This window comes from Pseudoalteromonas sp. S327 (genome assembly GCF_005886415.1).
In the GTDB taxonomy this organism is placed as follows: domain Bacteria; phylum Pseudomonadota; class Gammaproteobacteria; order Enterobacterales; family Alteromonadaceae; genus Pseudoalteromonas; species Pseudoalteromonas atlantica.
In genome coordinates, this window is record NZ_PNDP01000001.1 from 298,931 (window position 1) to 316,844 (window position 17,914).

The 17,914-nt window shown below is 40.1% G+C and carries 15 protein-coding genes and 1 pseudogene; 6 read left to right on the forward strand and 10 right to left on the reverse strand.

What is annotated here, in order from left to right; all coding sequences use genetic code 11:
• Positions 1-89: 89 nt before the first annotated feature.
• Positions 90-2,567, reverse strand: a complete 2,478-nt coding sequence (locus CWB60_RS01415) for a PilZ domain-containing protein (RefSeq protein WP_138576859.1) — start codon at positions 2,565-2,567, stop codon at positions 90-92.
• A 359-nt stretch (positions 2,568-2,926) separates the two neighbouring features.
• Between CWB60_RS01415 and radA the strand changes: the two genes are divergently transcribed.
• Positions 2,927-4,312, forward strand: coding sequence for a DNA repair protein RadA (gene radA / locus CWB60_RS01420; RefSeq protein ID WP_004586161.1), 1,386 nt, complete (start codon positions 2,927-2,929; stop codon positions 4,310-4,312).
• A gap of 75 nt (positions 4,313-4,387) precedes the next feature.
• Positions 4,388-5,320: an aq_1923 C-terminal domain gene (locus CWB60_RS01425; protein ID WP_029774278.1), complete on the forward strand. Its 933-nt coding sequence runs from the start codon at positions 4,388-4,390 to the stop codon at positions 5,318-5,320.
• A gap of 86 nt (positions 5,321-5,406) precedes the next feature.
• Here the strand turns inward: CWB60_RS01425 and CWB60_RS01430 are convergent.
• The 9 genes and pseudogenes from CWB60_RS01430 to metK form a co-directional block, all read right to left on the reverse strand.
• Positions 5,407-6,030: pseudogene (locus CWB60_RS01430) on the reverse strand (NAD(P)-dependent oxidoreductase); the annotation flags it as partial.
• A gap of 587 nt (positions 6,031-6,617) precedes the next feature.
• Positions 6,618-7,190 carry a hypothetical protein gene (locus CWB60_RS01435; protein WP_138576857.1) on the reverse strand — a complete coding sequence of 191 codons (573 nt, stop codon included), beginning with the start codon at positions 7,188-7,190 and terminating at the stop codon, positions 6,618-6,620.
• Positions 7,183-7,527, reverse strand: a complete 345-nt coding sequence (locus CWB60_RS01440) for a DUF4325 domain-containing protein (RefSeq protein ID WP_138576855.1) — start codon at positions 7,525-7,527, stop codon at positions 7,183-7,185. Before CWB60_RS01440 ends, CWB60_RS01435 begins: the two co-directional genes overlap by 8 nt.
• 13 nt (positions 7,528-7,540) lie before the next feature.
• A complete protein-coding gene (locus CWB60_RS01445; RefSeq protein WP_138576853.1) occupies positions 7,541-8,419 on the reverse strand; it encodes an ATP-binding protein in 879 nt (292 codons plus the stop codon).
• A 138-nt stretch (positions 8,420-8,557) separates the two neighbouring features.
• On the reverse strand, positions 8,558-9,787 hold the full coding sequence (serA, locus tag CWB60_RS01450) for a phosphoglycerate dehydrogenase (protein ID WP_004586164.1): 1,230 nt from the start codon (positions 9,785-9,787) through the stop codon (positions 8,558-8,560).
• 9 nt (positions 9,788-9,796) lie between these two features.
• Positions 9,797-10,450, reverse strand: coding sequence for a ribose-5-phosphate isomerase RpiA (gene rpiA / locus CWB60_RS01455; protein WP_121637870.1), 654 nt, complete (start codon positions 10,448-10,450; stop codon positions 9,797-9,799).
• 37 nt (positions 10,451-10,487) lie between these two features.
• The gene (locus CWB60_RS01460; protein ID WP_138579950.1) at positions 10,488-11,084 is read right to left on the reverse strand and encodes a 5-formyltetrahydrofolate cyclo-ligase; all 597 of its coding nucleotides are present in this window, start codon (positions 11,082-11,084) and stop codon (positions 10,488-10,490) included.
• Between the two features lie 19 nt (positions 11,085-11,103).
• Positions 11,104-11,646: a hypothetical protein gene (locus CWB60_RS01465; RefSeq protein ID WP_138579951.1), complete on the reverse strand. Its 543-nt coding sequence runs from the start codon at positions 11,644-11,646 to the stop codon at positions 11,104-11,106.
• Between the two features lie 308 nt (positions 11,647-11,954).
• Positions 11,955-13,106, reverse strand: a complete 1,152-nt coding sequence (gene metK, locus CWB60_RS01470) for a methionine adenosyltransferase (protein WP_004586168.1) — start codon at positions 13,104-13,106, stop codon at positions 11,955-11,957.
• A gap of 304 nt (positions 13,107-13,410) precedes the next feature.
• On the opposite strand from metK, the gene tkt reads away from it, so the two are divergent.
• From tkt to CWB60_RS01490, 4 genes are all read left to right on the forward strand, one after another.
• Positions 13,411-15,402 (forward strand): transketolase, encoded by a 1,992-nt coding sequence (tkt, locus tag CWB60_RS01475; RefSeq protein ID WP_138579952.1) that lies wholly within the window; start codon positions 13,411-13,413, stop codon positions 15,400-15,402.
• Positions 15,403-15,658: 256 nt separating this feature from the next.
• Positions 15,659-15,973 carry a pyrimidine/purine nucleoside phosphorylase gene (gene ppnP, locus CWB60_RS01480; RefSeq protein ID WP_024033130.1) on the forward strand — a complete coding sequence of 105 codons (315 nt, stop codon included), beginning with the start codon at positions 15,659-15,661 and terminating at the stop codon, positions 15,971-15,973.
• A gap of 178 nt (positions 15,974-16,151) precedes the next feature.
• Positions 16,152-16,508, forward strand: a complete 357-nt coding sequence (gene hpf / locus CWB60_RS01485) for a ribosome hibernation-promoting factor, HPF/YfiA family (RefSeq protein WP_024033129.1) — start codon at positions 16,152-16,154, stop codon at positions 16,506-16,508.
• A gap of 142 nt (positions 16,509-16,650) precedes the next feature.
• Positions 16,651-17,886, forward strand: a complete 1,236-nt coding sequence (locus CWB60_RS01490) for an NRAMP family divalent metal transporter (protein WP_138579953.1) — start codon at positions 16,651-16,653, stop codon at positions 17,884-17,886.
• The last annotated feature ends 28 nt before the right edge of the window (positions 17,887-17,914 follow it).

The window sequence follows — 17,914 nt, forward strand, 5'->3', positions numbered from 1 at the left end:
ATGTAGTTGTTCTATTTGAGAAGTTTATAACGGCGCTAACGCTTTATTTAGCACGCTATAAACCTTTAAGTCGATTGGTATTAAGCCGCTTAGCGCAAGCGGTTTAACCATAACAGCTTTCTGCGGCCCATTTGAGCGACCTGCTTTTGATCTAACTCTAAATGGCTAAGCGCTTCGTCGGTTATATCTACAATATCACCCACCCCAGATACTGCCCACAGCGCTTCTTCTATGTCTTTTGCTTTGTGCATTGCATATTGGCTTACATATTTAAGTTCGTTTGATAGGTAGTCTGTATCTGGGCGACCCGTTCGCGATAAGTACAAGCGCATAACAAATACCAGCTCAGATTTAACGCCTGCGCTAATTTGCTCACTAAAGCTTGAATAGTTTTCGCCTAGTACGCATTGGCTCGTCACAGCCTTTTCAATGTTATCTTGTTTAGGGTCAAAATTAATTGCGAGTGTAAACGGCAAAGGCGGGTCTTGTCGGCTACGATCTTTAATGCTTGGAGTGATCACATCAATAATTTGTTGCTGCGTTAAAATATGGCTTAGGTCAGTTTTATTATTTAATAAGCCAAAATTTTGTAAAATCACGTGAATTGGGCTGGCATATAAACCAAAACCTATGGCTCCTGGAATAAAGTGGTTTGCTTCTTTATGTAAATAAAGCGGGAATTGGCACACACTTTTGGTCACCATATTTCTCAGTGCGGTAGAAAGGCCTTCTATTTTAGGGGCTTCTTCAGACACTTTTAATTTATCTTTATTACTTTGAATTAATTGGGTAAAAAAGTTAACCCCTGCATGTGGTAAGTCAGCAACTCTGTTGGCTTTTAAATTAATGGTCGTTAACGACTTACTAATTGCCATCACTTCGTATTTAAGCTCACTTAAATTATGCTTTTTAGTTATTTTTTGTAAATCGGGGAAAGACAGTAAAACAATATCGCCTTTTTTAAAGCTAACCGGCGAGGCTGACTCTAATTGCAAACCCATAACCGAAAAATCCCGAGTATGAGCCTGATACTGCTTATCCTCAAACGAAAGCTCGGCAGGTGTTTTATATAAGTATCGTTTGTGAGAGCGTAGGTTTACATACTCTAGTGGCACAATATCTAAATAAGGAGGCTTATTATGCTTAGCGTGGCCAAAATGTTTAAGCTGGTTAACTAACGCCCTATCGTAGGGATGCTTCTTATAATGCGCTTGTTCTTCACTGTTGCCAATGGCGGTTAAAACCGCAATATATTTTACATCTTTTATAAGGCCTGCCACTCTTGGAGAAGGTGGCTTATTAAGCTTTTCTATGTTTTTACCCGCCGAATTAGGCAACGATAATGGAATAAACGAATCATCAGGGTGGCTTGGCATAACTTGTAACTTAAAGCATTGCCAGCTGTCTTTTTGGCTACCAAACCCTAAAAACAGGTTTCTTAATTTAGGGTTGTTATTAAGCTCTGTACGCGTGGCTGAGTAGTAATAAATTTTTCCTGCAGAAACATGAGTAAACGTATATAAGTAATCTTCTTTTACTGCGTTTACTTGGGTAAGCATTTGGCTAATACGTTGATTATTTAAAATGCTATATAAGCAGGGCACTTTTCGTTCATCAGTAAAATAGCGCTGAATAAAAATATTATTTTCAGTGGTTAGGCTTAAACTAGGAACAATTTGTTCGCCTTTTTTACTTAAAAACACGTATAAAGAGGTAACGCGCGGAATATAATATTGCTCATAACCCTTTGAAACAACAGCATCTAGGGTGTTATCTAAGTTCACTTTATAGCGGCGTTTATTACCGTTTATAAAGCTATCTAAAAAATTATCGAATGCTTCATTTTTTTCTATAAAAGTACGCTTTAAACGAATGTGGTTATATTCACGAGATATGTTTTCAACTGCAACTACTTCATATTGAATGCCATTTTTAAGGCCTAGCTCAAAATCTTGCTCAAGCCCTACTAGCCGCATGGCAATTAGCTGCCCTTTTTTTATAATTTGGCGGGTAGGAAGTTTAATTTTACACCCACTCAAAGAGATATCTGAGGTACTAGCGGCAATGTTTTTCTTATCGTTGTACTCAATTTTAACTTTAATCGAGTAGTTCATTCGCTCCTCAGAGCGGCTTTCATAAGAGGCAAATTTTATTACGCTGGTAGTCAGAGTGTCGTTTTCAACTTGTGTATCACTTTGCTCTTGTGCTTGTTTTTGTAGTACGCGATGGTTGTTTTCGGTATTCATTACCGCTTCGTATACCGCTAAAGTATAGCCGCCGTGTTGTTTTAAGGCTGCCTCAAATACTTCTATGGCGGTGTCATCCATAAAGTGTTGTTTACCATTGTGCTCATACGGGCGAACTTGGCCTGTTACTAAGCCTCGCAGGTCAACAAAACGGGCAACTGGCTGAGATAGGCGCGACATTTCCATTTTCATTAAAAACTGCTCAGGCTTTGTTAAACCTGCCGTTTTAGATTTGAAAATTAGGTCGAACTTTGCGTTACCTAAATAGGTTTTTAGCTCATTTACGAGGTCTTCGTGTTTGAGCAGTATGTCTTCAGCCATTTATAAATCGTCACCGTCTAATTGAAAAGTAGGTATACTGTAAAGTCCATTTATTTGAAAAATTCAATAAACGTAACATCGTGCTATGTTATTAATATAGGTACGATTTTTCGTGTAAGTACAGTTTAACTCTTGTTATTATGTGTTAAATGCCAATTTGTTGGCAAGTTACTTTAAAGTATTTAAAAGCAATAAGTATGCCCTAACTTAAAGTAAAAGAGAAAATTACATGTGTTTGTTTCTAATATAGATCCTTGATTGGCTTTAGCAATGTAGCGCTGCTATGTCGTTCTCCCCATGATAAAATAAACAACTAAATGTATGCATTTTAAATTAAAGAATAGTAGGTAAGGTTATAAATGGCTAAGGCGGCAAAAGTAGAATTTGTTTGTACAGAGTGTGGTATGAACTACCAACGTTGGCAAGGTCAGTGTCGCTGTGGTGCGTGGAACACGTTGGCAGAATTTAAACCCTCTGCAGGGCAAAGTAAAAAAGCCGCTGCGCGAGCAACGGTTGGTGGTTATGCAGGTGGCATTGGTGGTGGCTCTAAAAAAATTGATGATGTAGCCACCACCGAGGCCGAAAAGCAGCTAACAGAAATAGGCGAGCTTGACCGTGTACTAAGCGGCGGCGTAACCACGGGCTCGGTTAATATTATATCGGGCGACCCAGGGGCAGGTAAAACAACGCTGTTATCTGATTTAGTAGCCAGAATGTCGCAGCGTATGCCATCACTTTACTGTACTGCTGAGGAGTCGTTGTCGCAGTTTAAAAACCGTGTAAACCGCTTAAAGCTTAACTATAACGCCGATGAGCTTTATTTACTTTCTGAAACTAGCGTAGAAACCATTATTGAAGAACTTGATAAAAATAAAATTAAGTTTGCTGTTATCGACTCTATTCAGGCGGTTGTAACCGACACTGCAAATGGCAGCCCTGGTTCGCCTTCGCAAGTAAAAAGTGCCGCACAAGCGCTTACTCAGTATTGTAAGCAAAACGATGTCACTATGTTTATTATTGCCCATGTAAATAAAAACAACGAAATTGCAGGGCCGCAAACATTAGTGCATATAGTGGATGCCTTATTGCACATTGACACGAATGATGGACAGGTACGTACGCTTAGAGCTAACAAAAACCGTTTTGGTGATATTGATACCGTAGGCATTTTTAAAATGTGCGAACGCGGCATGCTAAGTGTTGATAACCCCAGCGAGATTTTTTTATCGGGATCAAGTACTGAATCACCAGGCTCTACTATTACCTGTATCCGAAAAGGTAACCGTAACTTATTGCTCGAAATTCAATGTTTAACCACCGAAACCGAAGCCGAATTTCCGCAGCGTGTGTGCGTGGGTTTAAACATGAACCGAATAAAAATGCTCACTGGTATTTTACGCAAACACACCAAAACTAAAATATTTCACGATACGTTTTTTAATATTGTGGGCGGCTTACGAATCGATGAAACCGAAACCTGTATTGATTTAGCGTTAGTAACCGCACTTTTAAGCAGCTTAAACGAGTTTGTTGTACCGCGTACAACCTGCATTATGGGAGAGCTTAGTTTAAACGGCGATGTGCGCCCAATCGACAGCGGTGTACCACGGGTTAAAGAAGCGGCTCAGCATGGGTTTACTGAAATATTTATCCCGTTTCGTAATTACCATAAATCGATGGAAGGACTAGGGGCTAAAATTACGCCAGTAAAAACCGTGCACGAGTTACTGAGTTTAATTAATTAACGCTTACAGCGGCTGCTGTGCAATGTTACTCTTGAGCAAACACAATTTATATACAGAACAAAATAAGGAAATAGCATGAAAAAACTCGTAATAGCCATAGCCATCGTTGCAGCCGGCGTAGGCGGTGTTAGCTACGCAAACTATGTAGCAACTCAAGAAGTACGTACCGAAGTAGACAAGCAGCTTGCTTTAGTGAGCGATCAAACCGGTGCGACATTTAAATACGCGGGTTTATCGGCAAGTGTTATTTCTCAAAGTGTTGAAATTACTAACATGGAAGTAATTAGCCCTGAAGGTGATAACGTAGCGCATATTCAAAGTATTGAAGTAACCGGTTACGAAACCGATAAAATATCGCCACATACATCGTTTACAGTAAAAAGCTTTCAGTTCGATAAAGACTTTGTAGCAAAACTACCTGCTGATACAAACGAAATGCTTGCCTCTGCAAGTTACGACTTAAGCTCATCGCTCGATTACGATGAACAATCTGGCGACAGCGACGTAGTTTTAAAGCTTGATGCAAAAGATATTGCTAGTTTTAATATGGATGTAGGCCTTGCCAATTCTAAAGCATTAATGGACGCATCCCTTGCGATAAGCAAAGCACAGCAAGAAGCAGGTGACACGCCGCTTACGTACGAGCAAGAGTTACAACAGCAAACCTTAGTTATGCAAGCTATGAGTAAGCTTGAGCCACGAAATATTAATTTAGTACTTAATAACCAAGGCAAATTAAAAGAGCTATTTGTGAGCGAGCTTGAAAAACAAGGAATGACGCTTGAGCAAATGCAAATGACGCTACAGCAACAGTTACAGCAAGCTCCCGTAACTGAAGAAATTGCACAGGCGCTGACTGATTTTGCCAAAGGTTTAAACTCATTAAGCATATCGGCAAAATTGCCTGAAGGTAAAACCATGATGGAAGTAAACCAGCAAATAATGATGTTAGCTGGCCAGCCTGAAGAGCTAGTTAAATTTGTTAATTTAGAAGTTAAAGGCGAGTAATAGCGAACAGCTCTCACCAGCCAGTTTAATACAAAAAAGCCGTACTTGATTAATCAAGTACGGCTTTTATTATTTTAGCTGATAGCTTAGTGAAGAATACGCGCTCTAATTGTACCTTCTACTGCACTTAGCTCTTTAAGTGCAACTTCTGACTGATCGGTATCTACGTCAATAACTACATAACCAATTGATTCATCAGTTTGTAAGTACTGAGCGGCAATGTTAATACCGTGCTGGGCAAATGCTTGGTTAATTTGCGTAAGTACGCCAGGGCGGTTGTGGTGTACGTGCAATAAGCGGCTACGGTTAGCAAGCTCTGGTAGCGAAACCTCAGGGAAGTTAACCGCTGTAATAGTTGAACCATTATCTGAGTATTTAGCTAATTTACCGGCTACTTCAATACCAATGTTTTCTTGCGCTTCTTGGGTTGAACCACCAATGTGCGGCGTTAAAATAACGTTGTCGAATTCACGCTGTGGCGATACAAATTCTTCTTCGTTAGACTTTGGCTCAACAGGAAATACATCAATAGCAGCGCCGCTGAGTTTTTTCTCGCTAAGTGCTTCGGCTAGTGCATCAATATCTACCACAGTCCCGCGTGAAGCATTGATCAAAATAGAGCCTTGCTTCATTAATGAAGCTTTAGCACCACCAATGTGGTCATAGCCAATAATACCAAGCGTTTTACCAAGAGCTTCAAACGATCCATCTAAATTTTCGCCCAAATAACTAACACCATAGAGAAATCAATCTACACCAACGTGTAAAAAGGTATTAAAAGCACTGCAACTGGTAAGCAACCTAAAGAGTTATTACATTTTGCTGGTATGGTGCGTCAGATAATGCCGAAAGGCCTGCCTTTTGAGTTAAATCGTATCTTGAACTAATTGAATTAATAGGGCGCTGTATTAAAGAGGGTAAACGGTGTTATATAGAAGGTAATCATTTACCATTATCAGAGCGTAAAAATATAGCTCCGAAAACTAGTTAAAACTGACTACGTAATTTACCCACGTGTTTAATGGACTGTTGGTAGGGTGTCGTTGCAACATTAGCAATAGCGAAAACTACTGGCCTAGTTTTTATACCCAAAAAAAAACATCAAATATTGTCCCAAGGCAAGGGTCAGCATGTCAGTAATTTAGGAGTTGTAGAATAAAAGCTTCCCGAGAGAATCATAGATGTAACTTTGAATGAGTTGTAGGCGGTAAATTGATTTTATGTGAACTTATTTACCGCTACTTTTAGGTGATATTTAAAGTAAGTGTCAGTCTAGTTGTACTAGAAGCTTTTAAAGTTATAAGAAGATAATATTTAATGCTTCCAGATATATAAGCAAAAGAATAAGGATGAGTGATGGCCAAATTATTAATTCTTTGAACTTAGTCGAAATAAAAGGTTTTATTACTGGTGGGTATTTATTATAAAATTCGTCATATAATAGCTTTGTTATTTTGGACTGGACAGACTTTGATAACTCTAGTTTTTTTAGTAAAAAGTTTTGTTTGTCAGTAGCGTTATCAAACTCTTTCCAAGGAGGAGAAGTTGTTAGAACTTTTTTAATATCAATTATTTGGCTTGTTTTTAATTCAGTTATAGCATATCTTGCTAGCTGAGAATTAAGGTTTTTAATTCTAGTAAATTTCATCATTTGAATATTTAAAATAACAGCGTTCTCTTGCTTTTCATGCACTTCTTTACAATGTGCTTGCCAATCCTTCAGTGACTCAGTCAAGCAGTCTTCAATCTTTTTTAATATGTCTTCAATAGCACTTTTAGCTTCATTTCTTGATGTAATATGCCGACTGCTGTCTAAAATGATGTACCAGCCAATAATGATTGGTAATATTTTAGATAGTAAGTCAAACATTGGTGTCTCGTTTAGAGTTATATTCTCTTTCAGCTTCATGCATATAAAATTTTATTTCTTCTTTCCAGTCATTATGTTCACTAATTAAATTTAAATGCTGAAACACAAATAGCGGCTCAAATTTTTCACACCTAATTAGGTTAGCGAAAGCTTCGACTATAAAAGAAGAGCCATACTCATCATTAATTCCATCCAAATAAACATCGATTCGAGCACCATTTCTTAAGTGGGGAACTAAATAATCTTTTCTAAAATCTTCCCCATTACCAGGACCATCTTCATGGTACCTGCCGAGTGGTTCGAGTGTATAATCGCTTACTTTCACTGATATAGTCATGTAAAGTCCTTATTTAGTTCAAATATAGTCGCCATTGAACTAGAGTCCCCTTTATTGGGTTTTTAAATTCTTGGAGTTTGGAGTCAACCAATTCCGCGTTAGACATCCTGTAATAAATACCTGTATTTCCACTTAAGACTAGCAATTTATCATTACAGTTTTTCATGAACTTAATTGGTTTTATGATGTCTGTTGAACCCTTCCCCCTATCTGTTTGTCTAGTAGAAGTAATAGAAGCTTTCATTGCTTGTCTAATAAGGTAAGAGTCATCAGGCTTTCCTATCTGGTATAAAGGTTTAATGGTTGAAGGTATACCTAAACCTCTATCGCAAATACCAATATCAACATACTCACCAAACTCATCATTATCTTTATAAAAGTATGACCACCATTGAACATCTAATAAACGCGTTGGTTTACCATAAGCGTGATGGTAAACATTTAAGCAAGTTTCTTTAATTGCAGTGGCTAGTTTGTCTGGTAGTTTGCTCAGACCCAATTCTCGCTTCATTGCATCTTTAAGGAGTGTCGTGTTACTTAAATTTCCACAAACAAAACTCGACTGGCTCCATAAGTCTACTAACTTACCTTTTTTAGCAATACATAATGCTTCAGTAAACCCCAGATGCTCCATTTCTCTTCTAAGTAGCTTATATTTCGGTAGCTTAATTGTACATATCTTTTTTGAGCTATAGTGTTGTCTACCAGTAACAATTGCAAAAAGGTATAATGCAGTTAATGCGCATATCTTTTCACAATTTGTAAAGTCTAGTAAGAAACGCTTTTTATCACCTAAATGCTCTATTTTTAATAATAGCTTTATAGTTTCATCTCTGAGATTCGGGTTTGTAAAGCTTAATTCCCCTCCACAATCTATATATTCTCTTTCCATAAAGCTAAACCCAAAAATACATGTCAAAGTTTAATTTATATTAAATATACTTGTAAATCAAAAGCATTAGGCATATTTGCTGAAAATAAAAAACGCCTGAAAGTAAGTGAAGCAAGACTTTTAGTTAATAGGTTTAGCCTAGTGCAATATACGGGCTCGGATAGTGCCTTCAACTGCGCTTAGCTCTTTAAGTGCAACTTCTGACTGATCGGTATCTACGTCAATAACTACATAACCAATTGATTCATCAGTTTGTAAGTACTGAGCGGCAATGTTAATACCGTGCTGGGCAAACGCTTGGTTAATTTGCGTAAGTACGCCAGGGCGGTTGTGGTGTACGTGCAATAAGCGGCTACGGTTAGCAAGCTCTGGTAGCGAAACCTCAGGGAAGTTAACCGCTGTAATAGTTGAACCATTATCTGAGTATTTAGCTAATTTACCGGCAACTTCAATACCAATGTTTTCTTGCGCTTCTTGGGTTGAACCACCAATGTGCGGCGTTAAAATAACGTTGTCGAATTCACGCAGTGGCGATACAAATTCTTCTTCGTTAGATTTTGGCTCAACAGGGAATACATCAATAGCTGCGCCGCTTAGCTTTTTCTCGCTAAGTGCTTCGGCAAGTGCATCAATATCCACTACAGTACCGCGTGAAGCGTTAATTAGTATTGAGCCTTGTTTCATTACGGCAAGTTCTGCTGTGCCAATTAGGTTTTTAGTTTGCGGTGTTTCTGGTACGTGTAAACTAATAATATCAGCGCGCTGTAAAAGCTGTGTTAGGTTATGAATTTGTGTTGCATTACCTAAAGAGAGCTTATCTTCAATGTCGTAATACTCTACGTTCATACCTATGTTTTCAGCCATAATACCAAGCTGGGTACCAATGTGGCCGTAACCAATAATCCCGAGCGTTTTACCGCGCGCTTCAAACGAGCCAGTTGCTGTTTTTAACCAGCCGCCACGGTGCGCTGCTGCATTACGCTCTGGAATACCACGTAATAGTAATAGTATTTCGCCAAGTACAAGTTCAGCCACTGAACGAGTGTTTGAAAACGGTGCATTAAATACTGCAATACCGCGCTCGCGAGCTGAGTTTAAGTCAACTTGGTTAGTACCAATACAAAAACAACCAATGGCTACTAGCTTTTCAGCTGAGTCTAAAACTGCTTGGTTAATATGAGTACGAGAACGAAGCCCTACAAAGTGCACATCTTTAATACGCTCTTTAAGTTCGTCCTCAGGTAGCGATGTTTTTACGTAGTCGATGTTGCTGTAACCATTACGTTTAAGCGTTTCTACTGCGCTTTGGTGAACACCTTCAAGCAAGAGAATTTTAATTTTGTCTTTTGCTAACGATACCTTACTCATAACCTCATCCTATTTAATTTGTGGCCCATTTTTAGTGCCGATAATCACTTTATCAGCGCCGCGCATCGCAAATAGGCCGTTGGTAACTACGCCAACAATTGAATTAATTTGTGTTTCAAGTTGTTTGGCATTACTAATACTTAAATTGTGTACATCTAAAATAACGTTACCGTTATCGGTTACTACGCCTTGGCGGTACACAGGGTCGCCACCAAGTTTTAATAATTCACGCGCTACGTAGCTGCGTGCCATGGGTATAACTTCTACCGGAAGCGGAAAATCGCCCAATGTATCTACTAATTTTGTGTCATCAACAATACAAACAAATTGTTTTGCAACGGCTGCGACTATTTTTTCGCGGGTAAGTGCTGCGCCGCCGCCTTTGATCATTTCGTTTTGGGCATTAATTTCATCTGCGCCGTCTACGTATACATCAAGAGCATCTACATCGTTTAGCTCAAACACTTCAATACCTAACGCGTGTAAACGCGCTGTTGAAGCCTCAGAGCTAGATACCGCACCCTTTATGGTGTCTTTTACTGTGCCTAGGGCATCAATAAAATGATTTACGGTAGAGCCTGTCCCCACACCAACAATGGTGTTTTCTTTTACAAACTCGAGTGCAGCCCACGCAGCTGCTTTTTTTAATTCGTCTTGCGTCATTGTTATGCTCATATTTCAAATGTGTAGTGGGTGTTTATTACCAGTGATAAATTTTATCGGGAGTAATAATGGTTTTAAGTGGAACATCCCACGATTCAATTGGCAGTGCATCTACTTTTTGGCAGCTATGTGCTAAGCCTATAAGTTGCGGTTTTTGCCAATTGTAAGCGTGTAATTGCGCCAGTGTTTTATCGTAAAATCCACCCCCCATTCCTAATCTGTTACCTTGATTATCAAATGCTACAAGTGGCATCAGTAAGTAATCTAAATCAGTTAATGGGCATATTTGAGAGCAGTTCAGCTTAGGCTCCAAGATACCATAGCGATTTGCCCTCATGGGTGAGTTTTTTTCATAGCGTTGAAACAGCAAAGTAGCCCCATTAAATGGGTGTATAACGGGTAAGTAAAGGGTGTGGTCTTGTTGCCATAACTCATTAATTAACAATGATGTATCTAATTCTCCATCGTTACTAAAGTAAATGGCTATATGTTTTTTTGAGGCTGTTTTATCGCTATTTAGCTGTTGAGTAAAATTCAACTTTAACTGTGCCGCGGCTTTTTCTTGCTGTTTTTTTGATAGATTATTGCGTAATTGGCGAATAGATTGGCGTATGTGTGTACGTTTATTGCTCATTGTAATTACGCACCTTTGATTAAATAGACACTAAATCAGGATAAGCTAAGTAAACAGCAAGCACAATAAGTAGTAAAACGGCAGTGGCAATCAGTGAATATAACAAAGTATTGCTACGCGTTTTAACAGGTTCATCGAGCTGCTCGTCAAGCATAAGATCATCTTCTTGCCACTTATCGCTTTCGTCTGTAGGGCTTTTTAGCTCATTGGTTGGAAGTCTTTGTTCTAGCTCTTCTAGTTTTTCTTCTAGGCGGATCAGGCTGCTCGTTATGTAATCAAGGGCATCAAAAATCCGTTCATCACGCTGACTAGCTGCGCTAGGGCTTTGAGTGGGCAGCTCACCTGTGGCTTGTAACTTACTTTTAATGCCTAGGCTTGCCAGTAATTTGGCTTGCTTTAAGGCTTTGTCTTTATTGCTAGGTGCAAAGAGTGCTTTGCCATTAAAAAACTGAGTTACCTTATCTTCAGACGTTTTTAGCTTACTTGCTAAATTTACGCAGGCCGTTTTAGCCTCAGTGCCCTCGGCGAGTCCTACAAACATAACGCGAAAATTATTGGCCATTTACTTATCCCTTAAGCTTTTATTATGCAAAGAGTATATACCTAAAACCGTACGAAATTCGAGGGCTAGCTAATACCAATTTAATTCAAAATACGATTAGTTTAGCGTATTAAATAGCGCACTGACTGCGTTAAAATTATTTATATAAAATAACTGTACGCCGTAAATTCCTTTGTTATTGCACTATTTTTTGGGTGCTATGATAAACAACTAAATTAATGCAATTGATATAAAGCGCATAATTAGCCTTTGCTTTAGATATAAAAACGGCCCTTAAAAGGGCCGTTTATTATTTAATGCATTTTGGCTTAAAGGCCAGCAGCTGCGCGAAGTGCGTCTGCTTTATCTGTACGTTCCCATGGGAATTCGTCACGACCAAAGTGACCGTATGCCGCTGTTGGTTGGTAAATTGGGCGCTCTAAATCAAGCATTTGAATTAAGCCGTAAGGGCGTAGGTCAAAGTGCTCACGAATAAGCTCAATTAAACGACCTTCTTCAAGCTTGCTTGTACCAAAGGTTTCAACGCTGATAGAGGTAGGCTCTGCTACACCAATAGCGTAAGATACTTGTAGCTCACACTTATCAGCAAGGCCTGCAGCCACTACGTTTTTAGCTACGTAACGTGCAGCGTATGCAGCTGAGCGGTCAACTTTTGATGGATCTTTACCTGAGAAAGCACCACCACCGTGACGTGCCATACCACCGTATGTATCTACGATAATTTTACGACCTGTTAAACCACAGTCGCCCATTGGTCCGCCAATTACAAAGCGACCCGTTGGGTTAATGAAAAATTTAGTCGCGCTAGTAATAAGCTCGGCAGGAAGTACTGGCTTAATGATGGTTTCCATCACGGCTTCTACTAAGTCATTTTGCGAAATTTCTTCAGCGTGCTGAGTAGAAAGTACAACTGCATCAATACCTACAGGCTTGCCGTTTTCGTATGCAAAAGTTACTTGAGATTTTGCATCTGGGCGTAACCAGTTAAGCTCGCCGCTTTTACGTACTTGCGCTTGGCGCTGTACTAAACGGTGTGAGTAAGTAATTGGCGCAGGCATTAGTACTTCTGTTTCGTTACATGCATAACCAAACATTAAGCCTTGGTCGCCAGCACCTTGTTCTTCTGGGCTAGTACGGTCAACACCTTGGTTAATATCAGGAGACTGCTTACCAATTGTGTTTAAAATTGCACACGAGTCTGCATCGAAACCCATGTCTGAATGCGTGTAGCCAATTTCACGTACTGTTTTACGTGTAATTTCTTCAATATCAACCCATGCGCTAGTGGTAATTTCACCACCAACCATAACCATACCGGTTTTTACGTAAGTTTCGCACGCAACACGGGCATGAGAGTCTTGCTCTAGGATAGCATCAAGTACCGCATCAGAGATTTGATCGGCGATTTTATCCGGATGACCTTCAGAAACAGATTCAGAAGTAAATAAATGTTTTGCCATTGTATTTCTGCTCACAAATATTGCGCTTCACAAACGTCGGTATTAGCGCTAAAAAATTAAGGGGCGTATTTTATCTAAAACAAAACACCTTGCATAGTGTTTTTACGCCTAGACGTCTAAATAAAATGAGTAATAACTTTTCGGTCTTAAAAAATATTCATAATAGCCCATTTTTATGGGGTTTTTAATTGCACAGTGCACCCACATTAAGTAAGAATGGTTGCTATAACAGCTCTTAAGTTACTTAAGGGTATTAACGAACACATAAGTACCCGCGCAAATACACATAAAGGTAGGAGAATTCATGCCATCTCGCAAAGAACTTGCAAATGCTATTCGCGTCTTGTCAATGGACGCAGTACAAAAGGCCAAATCTGGCCACCCTGGAGCCCCTATGGGCATGGCCGATATCGCAGAAGTATTATGGCGCGATTATCTAAAGCATAATCCAACTAATCCAGAGTGGGCTGACCGTGACAGATTTATTCTTTCAAATGGCCACGGTTCAATGCTTATCTATTCTCTATTGCACCTAACTGGTTACGACTTACCACTTGATGAAATTAAAAACTTCCGTCAAATGCATTCTAAAACGCCAGGCCACCCTGAGTACGGTTATGCACCGGGAATTGAAACTACTACGGGCCCGCTAGGTCAGGGGATCACAAACGCGGTAGGTATGGCGATTGCTGAAAAAGCGCTTGCTGCACAATTTAACCGTGAAGGCCACGACATTGTTGATCACTACACATATGCATTTATGGGTGACGGTTGTTTAATGGAAGGTATTTCTCATGAAGCATGTTCACTTGCTGGCACATTAGGCCTTGGCAAGTTAGTGGCTTTTTGGGATGACAACGGTATTTCAATCGATGGTGAAGTTGAAGGTTGGTTTAGCGACGATACACCAGCACGCTTTAAAGCGTACGGCTGGCATGTAATAAGTGACGTTGATGGCCACGACAGCGATGCTGTTAGTGCTGCAATAGCAGAGGCTCAAAGTGTTACCGACAAACCATCACTAATTTGTTGTAAAACAGTGATTGGTTACGGTTCACCTAACAAATCTGGTAGCCACGATTGTCACGGCGCGCCATTAGGTGATGACGAAATTACAGCGTCTCGCGAATTTTTAGGCTGGTCTGGCGGTGCATTTGAAATCCCTGATGATATTTACGCACAGTGGGATAGCAAAGAAAAAGGTCAACAGCTTGAATCTAGCTGGGACGAAAAATTTGCAGCATACGCAAAGGCATATCCAGAGCTTGCAGCTGAATATAAGCGCCGTATTAATAACGAACTTCCAGGCGATTGGGCTGAAAAGTCTCAAGCGTACATAGAGCAACTACAAGCAAACCCTGCAAACCCTGCATCTCGTAAAGCGTCACAAAATGCATTAAATGCATTTGGCCCGTTATTACCAGAATTCATGGGTGGCTCAGCCGATTTAGCTGGCTCAAACTTAACAATTTGGGATGGCTCTAAAGGGCTAACTGCAGACGATGCAAGCGGTAACTACGTTTACTACGGTGTACGTGAGTTTGGTATGTCTGCAATTATGAATGGTATTGCCCTTCATAAAGGCTTTATTCCTTACGGTGCAACGTTCTTAATGTTTGTTGAATACGCAAAAAATGCGGTACGTATGGCTGCGCTAATGAAGCAACCAAGCATTTTTGTATACACGCACGATTCAATCGGCCTAGGTGAAGACGGTCCAACTCACCAACCGGTAGAGCAAATTGCTAGCATGCGTTTAACGCCAAACTTATATAACTGGCGCCCGTGTGACCAAGTTGAGTCGGCAATTGCATGGCAACAAGCTATTGAGCGTAAAGACGGTCCTACATCACTTATCTTTACTCGCCAAGGCCTTGAGCAACAAGCGCGTGACGCTCAGCAATTAGCTGATGTTAAAAAGGGTGGTTACATCCTTAGCTGTGACGGCGAGCCAGAGCTAATTATTATTGCTACAGGTTCTGAGGTGCAGCTAGCACAAGACTCTGCCACAGAGCTACGTAGCCAAGGTAAAAAGGTACGTGTTGTATCTATGCCATGTACTGATGTATTTGAAGAGCAAAGCGCACAGTACAAAGAAAGCGTACTACCGTCAGCCGTTACACGCCGCGTAGCAGTAGAAGCTGGTATTGCTGATTACTGGTACAAGTACGTGGGCCTAAATGGCGCAGTAGTAGGTATGACTACCTTTGGTGAGTCGGCACCTGCTGGCGAGCTGTTTGAGTACTTTGGCTTTACAGTAGAGAACATTGTAAATAAAGCAAACGAGTTGTTTTAACCGTTAGCTTTAATATTTAAAAGCCCGCCCTGTGTAAAACAGGGCGGGCTTTTTTGTTTGCTGACTGAGTTATAAAGCGGCGTAGTAGCCTTAAGATACTGCATCACACTGCTTGTAATACGTAGTACTTTTTTAGCTTAAAGCCTTTTGTGTTTTAATTTCAGATGAGTAATTTTCACAGCGCTTTTCTTGCAAGGCTATGACCTATCAGGCAAGGTGGTGGCCGATTAAATAAAATAATACAACAGGAGTGAGGATGTCTCAGTTTGAAAATGTAAGCGTAATTAAAAAAGCGAACGTGTATTTTGACGGTAAAGTATCAAGCCGTACCGTGGTATTTAACGATGGCACAACCAAAACGCTAGGTTTTATGCAACCAGGCGAATTTGTATTTGATACAAGCAAAAAAGAACTCATGGAGCTGTTAGGCGGCCAATGGGACATTTTATTACCGGGCGAAACGCAGTGGAAAACATTTATCGCGGGCGAATCATTTAACGTTGATGCCAATGTGAGCTTTAAAGTAAAAGTGAGTGATTTTGCTGACTATTGCTGTTCGTACACAGACTAAACGCTAAAGGCTAGACGTCTGAAAGCCCATATTTTATGGGCTTTGCATAAACTTTGCACAACTTATAATTTAAATCAGTTTAAGTAACAAATTAATTTCAAAAATCAGTGCTTTTTCCTTGTGTTAATCTAAATAGCCCCCAATACTATTTATGAGGTAACAAATAAAAGGATACCCTATGAAAATTAATCTTTCTGGTCACCATGTAGACGTTACTAACTCTATTAGAGAGCATATCAACGAAAAGTTTTCAAAAATCGAGAGCCACTTTCCATCACTTATCGCACTCGACATTATATTGTCTAAAGAGCATCACAAAATCCAAGCAGAAATTAGCACAAATTACGAAGGTGCGCGTATATCGGTAAAAGGGGAAAACGAAGTTATGTACCCGGCGATTGCAAGCGCAGCTAAAAAACTCGATGCAGCACTAAAACATCGAAAAGGGCAAATAAAAGCAAATTTACATGAAAAGCCTGTAAGCACAACGCCAGAAATAGCGCACGAAATCATCCAAGAGATGGAACTAAAATAAGATTTAGTCCCAAAGTACTATAAAAAAGAGCCTTACGGCTCTTTTTTATTGCCTTTAATTTAGGTAAGTTATGCAGCCTTCGGTGTTATTAATTATGAAAATTAATAACCAGAGCGAATGACACACATAATTTGAGAAATTAATGCAGCAAACACACACCTCTTGGAAATCTCGATTGGGCGCACTAGGCCCTGGTATCTTAATGGCAACCGCAGCAATTGGCGGCTCTCACTTAGTTGCATCTACTCAAGCTGGCGCGCTATTTGGCTGGCAACTGTTTTGGCTAATTCTCGTTGTTAACGTATTAAAGTACCCATTTTTTCGCTTTGGTATGGAATACACCTTAGCAACCAAAAACAGTTTGGTAGAAGGCTATAAAAATAAAGGGCCTGTCTATTTTTATAGTTTTATTGGCTTAAATATACTGGCCGCCATAGTTAATACCGCAGGGGTGTTATTACTGACTGCAAGCTTGCTGCATTATGCACTGCCAATAGTGATAGAAGTCACGCTACTGTGTTGGATATTACTCGGTGTGAGTTTAGCTATTTTATTACTTGGGCACTTTAAAGCGCTCGACAGCGTTGCTAAAGGCATTATGGGGCTATTAACGCTTGCTACTGTTATTGCGCTGCTTATCGCGTTTAGTAACGGCCCAATGGCACCAGCTGATTATGTTGGCCCGTCTCCGTACGAGCTGGCTATGCTGAGTTTTATGGTCGCGTTAATGGGCTGGATGCCAGCACCCATAGAAATATCAGCGCTTAGTTCGCTTTGGCTTAAAGAAAAACAAACTCAGCAAACGGTTACTAAAAGCCAAGGCTTATTCGATTTTAACGTAGGCTATTGGCTAACAGCCTGTTTAGCATTGGTATTTTTTAGCTTAGGTGTGCTGGTGCAATACGGGCAAAGCAGCAGTATTGAGCTTGGCGGTGTTGCCTTTGCTAAACAGCTTATTGATATGTATGCACTGACTATTGGCGAGTGGGCAAGGCCGCTTGTATCAGCCATTGCTTTTTTATGTATGTTTGGCACTACACTCACCGTGCTTGATGGCTACGCCCGTACACTTAACGAGTCACATAAACTACTTGGCTTTAAGCAATCTAAATACAGTTTAAATATTTGGTTAGTACTGCAGGCATTTGCCGGTATGGCAGTGATTTTATTTTTTAAATCGGCCCTTGGCCCCATGCTTACCTTTGCCATGACACTTGCTTTTGTCACCACCCCCGTTTTTGCATGGCTTAACTTTAGTTTAGTGCGCTCAGAGCCGGCCATTAAACACAGCGTACTATTGCGCAGCTTAACATGGTTAGGCTTAGTGTACTTGGTTGGTTTTGCTGTTGCGTTTGTGGTGTGGAAGCTAGCAGCCTAAATATAGCTATTTGCTTTAGGGCTTTAAT